This window comes from Promicromonospora sp. NPDC050249 (assembly GCF_040656015.1).
In the GTDB taxonomy this organism is placed as follows: Bacteria; Actinomycetota; Actinomycetes; order Actinomycetales; family Cellulomonadaceae; genus Promicromonospora.
Genome location: NZ_JBFAKY010000078.1, coordinates 1 through 4,617, shown reverse-complemented (window position 1 = coordinate 4,617; position 4,617 = coordinate 1). Strand labels below are relative to the sequence as shown.

The following is a 4,617-nucleotide window of genomic DNA, read 5'->3' as shown; positions in this document are numbered from 1 at the left end:
GTCCAGTTCTCCCGCGGTCACCACGGGAGAACTGGACAGGCGCTCTACTTCGACCTACCTGGGCGAGGGTCAGCGGGTCGGGGCGGGGAGGGGCGCCCCGTACAGCGCGTCGACGGCGCCCGCGAAGTCGGCGAGCACCTTCGCGCGCTTCACCTTGATGGACGGCGTGAGATAGCCGTTCGCCTCCGTGAAGTCGAGGTCGAGCACCATGTACTTGCGGATCGACTCGGCCTTGGAGACCGCCTCGTTCGTGTGTTCGACCGCCTTGTCGAGCGCGGCCAGCACCTTCGGATGCACACGAGCCTCGGACACCGAGAGCCTGCGCAGACCGTTCGCCGAGCACCAGCCGGGCAGCATCTCGGCGTCGAGCGTCACGAGGGCGCCGATGAACGGGCGCTGGTCACCGACGACGACCACCTGGCTCACGAGCGGGTGGGCGCGCATGCGGTCCTCGAGCACCGCCGGGGCGACGTTCTTGCCGCCGGCCGTCACGATGATCTCCTTCTTGCGGCCGGTGATGTGCAGGTGGCCGTGCTCGTCGAGGAGACCGAGGTCGCCGGTGCGGAACCAGCCGCCGACGAACGCCTCGGCGGTCAGCTGGGGCTCGTTGCGGTACCCGCGGAAGATGTGCGGCCCGTGCAGCAGCACCTCGCCGTCGTCGGCGATGCTGATCTCCGTGCCGAAGAACGCCGGTCCCACCGACCCGATCACCGTCTGCCCGGGCAGGTTGACCGACGTCGGCGCGGTGGTCTCCGTGAGGCCGTAACCCTCGAGGATGGTGACGCAGGCGCCGCGGAAGAAGTGGCCGAGCCGCTCGCCGAGCGGCGCGCCGCCGGAGACCGCCCACCTCAGCTGGCCACCCATGGTCGCCTTGAGCTTGCTGTAGACCAGCTTGTCGGCGATCGCGTGCTTCCTCTTGAGCGTACGGTCGGGTCCGTCCGCCGTGTCCAGGGCGCGCGAGTAGTCCTCCGCGACGCGGGCGGACCAGGCGAAGATCTTGGCCTTGAGGCCCGACGACGCCTTCTGCTCCGCGCTGTTGTAGACCTTCTCGAAGACGCGCGGCACGGCGAGCAGGTAGGTCGGGCGGAAGGAGCCCAGGTCGGCCACGAGGTTCTTGATGTCCGGGGCATGGCCGAGGACTGCGTTGCCCGCGACCGTCGCGACCTCGACGAAACGCGCGAACACGTGCGCGAGCGGCAGGAACAGGAGCGTGCGGGCGTTCTCCGCCTGCAGCAGCTCCGGGATGCCGATGGCGGCGTTCATCGCGAGGTGCGCGAAGTTGCCGTGCGTGAGCTCCACGCCCTTGGGCCGCCCCGTGGAACCGGACGTGTAGATGATGGTCGCCAGGTCGTCCCGCCGGACGGCGTCGCGCCGGTCGGCGACGATGCCAGCGGAGAGGTTGATGCCGGCCTTGCGCAGGTCGAGGATCGCCTCGTCGTCGATGAGGAGGATGTCCTCGAGCGTCGGCAGGCTGGGGCGCACGCTGCGGACGATCTCGGCGTGCGCACCGGACTCGACGACCACGAGCCGCACGTCGGCGTCGGACAGGATCCACTGGACCTGCTCGGCGGACGAGGTCTCGTAGACCGGCACGGCCACGGCGCCTGCGGCCCAGATCGCGAAGTCGAGGAGGGTCCACTCGTAGCGGGTGCGCGACATGATCGCGACCCGGTCACCGGGGGAGATGCCACGGGCCACGAGGCCGCGGGCGACGGCGAGGACCTCGTCCTCGAACTGGCGGGCAGGCACTGCGACCCACGGGCCGCCAGGGGTCTCGCGTCGCTCGATGAGTGCCTTGTCTCCGGAGCGGGCCACGCGGTCCGCGAGGATGGTGTTGATGCTGGTGCCCTCTGGCACCTCCACCAAGGCCGGCGACGTGGCGAGTGTCATCTGCTGCTCTCCGTTGAAGTCTTGAAGAGGTGAAGCCAGAGTTCTGAGCCTTCACCAAGTTGCGTGCCTGCTCGCAGACTGTAGCCGATCCGCGTCACGGGTCGGAACAGCCTTCGCCGGTACAGCCCTCGGCCGGTTAGCCTCTTCCTGTGTCTGACAACGAACCGACCAGCGCTCCGGTGCCGTCCGAGATCATCCGGCTCCGCGGGAGCATCGACAACATCGACGCGGCGCTCGTGCACCTGCTCGCCGAGCGGTTCAAGATGACGCGGCGGGTCGGCGAGCTGAAGGCGGTGGGCGGTCTGCCGCCGGCAGACCCGTCGCGGGACCAGCAGCAGATCGCCCGGCTCACGGCGATCGCGGAGGAGTCGGGTCTCGACCCCGAGTTCGCGGTGCAGTTCCGCCAGTTCATCGTGAGCGAGGTCATTCGCCACCACGAGCTCATCGCCGCGCGGCACAAGGGCGACAACCTCCCTGAGGTCGACACATACGCTTGAAGGGGTTAGCCCTTTGAGGCGCCTTTGCTGGTTGCTGGCCTGAGGTCAACATCTGGTGGTGAAGATTTGGTGCTCCGGTCACAGGCAATTCCGGCCTGGGGGTGGCGTGTCCTCGTGATCCGTCGTTTCCTGGAGGGAACGCCGGGGCGACGTCTTGCGGTACGGCATCTCTTCGACCTCGGCGGGAGACGCGGAGGTTTGTATGAAGATCGACTGGCTCAAGCCCCTCCTCGGCCACCAGGGCCCCTTTGCGACCCTGCACCTGGACGCGACGCCGTCCGAGCAGGCCGCCGAACGTGACGTCGAAGGCCGGTGGAACTCGGCGCGCAAGGACCTGGCACAGCAGGGGACCCCGAACGCCGTGCTGGATGCCATGGGAGAGGTGGTGCTGCGACCCACGAGGGTCCCGGGACCGCACGGACGGGTGGTGATCGCCGACGACACCGGCGTGCTGGTGGACCGCGTGGTGAACAACCCGCCCGCCGGCACCGCGTGCTCGTGGGCCCCGGTGCCGGCGCTGCTCCAGGCCGCGCTGGCCGCCGACGAGTCGGTGGAGCTGCTCAAGGTGGCGGTGGACCGGCAGGGCGCCGACTTCATCCGGGTGGGGCCGAGCGGCAAGGAGCACAGCACGTTCCAGGCGCCGCACGACGAGATCGAGAAGACCGGGTCCGCGCGAGGGGTCAAGCGTTCGCGTATCGAGTCACGGGCGGAGGACTCGTGGGAGCGTAACGCGGAGGCGATCGCGGCCGAGACCGAGCGGCACGTCGCGGACACCAAGCCGGAGCTGGTGCTGTTCACGGGGGACAAGCGGGTCGTGTCCCTGGTGCGCGCGGCACTGACCCCGCCGACGGCGGAGAGCGTGGTCGAGGTGCCGGGCGGGGGTCGCAGCGGCGGAGTGCACGAGGGCGCCTTTGCCGAACGGGTGTCGGAGGCGCTCGACTCCTACCGCGAACGACGCCGAGAACGCGTCCTGGCGGAGCTGCGGCAGGAGCTCGGCCGCGAGTCGAACGCGGTGATGTCGGTGGACGACGTCGTCGCGGTGCTCGCCCGCGGCCAGGTCAAGGAGCTCGTCCTCGCGGAGGAGTACGGCACGGGCAACGCGCCCATGAACGGGCGCAAGCTCTGGATCGGCCCGGACCCGATGCATATCGCGGCCTCCCGGTCCGAGCTCGAGGCGATCGGTGTGACGGAGCGGCTGGAGGAGCTGCCGGTCTCAGTGGCGCTCGTGCGCGCCGCCGTGGGACAGGACGCCGGCCTCACGTTCGCCCCGGAGGGCTCCGTCGAGCTCATGGACGGAGTCGCCGCGACGCTGCGCTGGCGTGACGAGGGCACGCCAACGGAGGCGCTCGCGAGCATGTCGGGGGATGATCGAAGGTTGCACTGACGTCCCGCGTTAACTCGAGGTGAATTCACCCGCCCGTTCTGGGGGACTAATGCCCCCAGAACGGGCACGGAATCGTATAGATTTTCCGTTTTACCGCCTATGGGAAAATGTTGCGTGGAAACGTGTCCGTTTTGCCCATACACACGGAAACGCATTATCGGTACGGTCACGGGCCATGGGGATGATTCATTGTGAGTACGCGCGGCTAGCCGCCGAGGACTTCGACAAGGCACGCACCGATCCGACCTGGGCGCTCGAGCACATCGACGAGCTCGCGGGCGAGTGGGTGCAGATGGACCTTCCGGCACAGGAAGCGAGGTACTTCAGCATCGGGACCGTCTGGGGTCCGCTGCACAACGTGCTGCGGACGCACGGCGGGATGCCCGTCGACCCGGTGCAGGGTGGAGCCGCGCTGGGTTCCGCCGACGGGATCACGCCGGTGCGCTACCTGGGCCCCGATGACGTGGAGAAGGCTGCCGCGTTCCTGGTCGGCACGTCGTTCGACGCTCTGGCGCCGCTCGCCGACGCCGCTCAGGTGTGCGACGAGGACGTCTGCCCGGACCCGGGCGAGCACGCCGCCGAGACGGACGCCGAGCGCCTGGCGCAGGCCTACGGCGAGCTGACCGCGTTCTACGGTGCCGCCGCCGAGGCCGGCGACGCAGTGGTCCTGATGCTCAACTGACGTCGCTCGGTAGGCGCTGACTTCGGTCGCACGCTCGGCAGGCTTCACGACTTCGGTCGGTTGCGATGAGATCGGTCAATCGCAGCCCGGAGCGGATCTGGACCAACGCCCTGCTCGCTCGGATCGCGATGATCGTCGACCAGGACGACGACGCCCGCGTGCAC

At 69.0% G+C, this 4,617-nt stretch carries 4 protein-coding genes; 3 read left to right on the top strand and 1 reads right to left on the bottom strand.

Going from position 1 to position 4,617, the window contains the following annotated elements; genetic code table 11:
* Positions 1–69 precede the first annotated feature (69 nt).
* Positions 70–1,890, bottom strand: a complete 1,821-nt coding sequence (locus tag AB0I32_RS27125; RefSeq protein ID WP_357511815.1) for an AMP-dependent synthetase/ligase — start codon at positions 1,888–1,890, stop codon at positions 70–72.
* Positions 1,891–2,039: 149 nt separating this feature from the next.
* Between AB0I32_RS27125 and AB0I32_RS27120 the strand changes: the two genes are divergently transcribed.
* The 3 genes from AB0I32_RS27120 (at position 2,040) to AB0I32_RS27110 (ending at position 4,453) form a co-directional block, all read left to right on the top strand.
* Positions 2,040–2,387 (top strand): chorismate mutase, encoded by a 348-nt coding sequence (locus AB0I32_RS27120; RefSeq protein ID WP_357450302.1) that lies wholly within the window; start codon positions 2,040–2,042, stop codon positions 2,385–2,387.
* Between the two features lie 202 nt (positions 2,388–2,589).
* Entirely contained in the window at positions 2,590–3,771 is a 1,182-nt protein-coding gene (locus tag AB0I32_RS27115; RefSeq protein WP_357511813.1) for a hypothetical protein, read from the top strand.
* A gap of 175 nt (positions 3,772–3,946) precedes the next feature.
* Positions 3,947–4,453, top strand: a complete 507-nt coding sequence (locus tag AB0I32_RS27110) for a DUF1877 family protein (RefSeq protein WP_357511811.1) — start codon at positions 3,947–3,949, stop codon at positions 4,451–4,453.
* Positions 4,454–4,617: the final 164 nt, after the last annotated feature.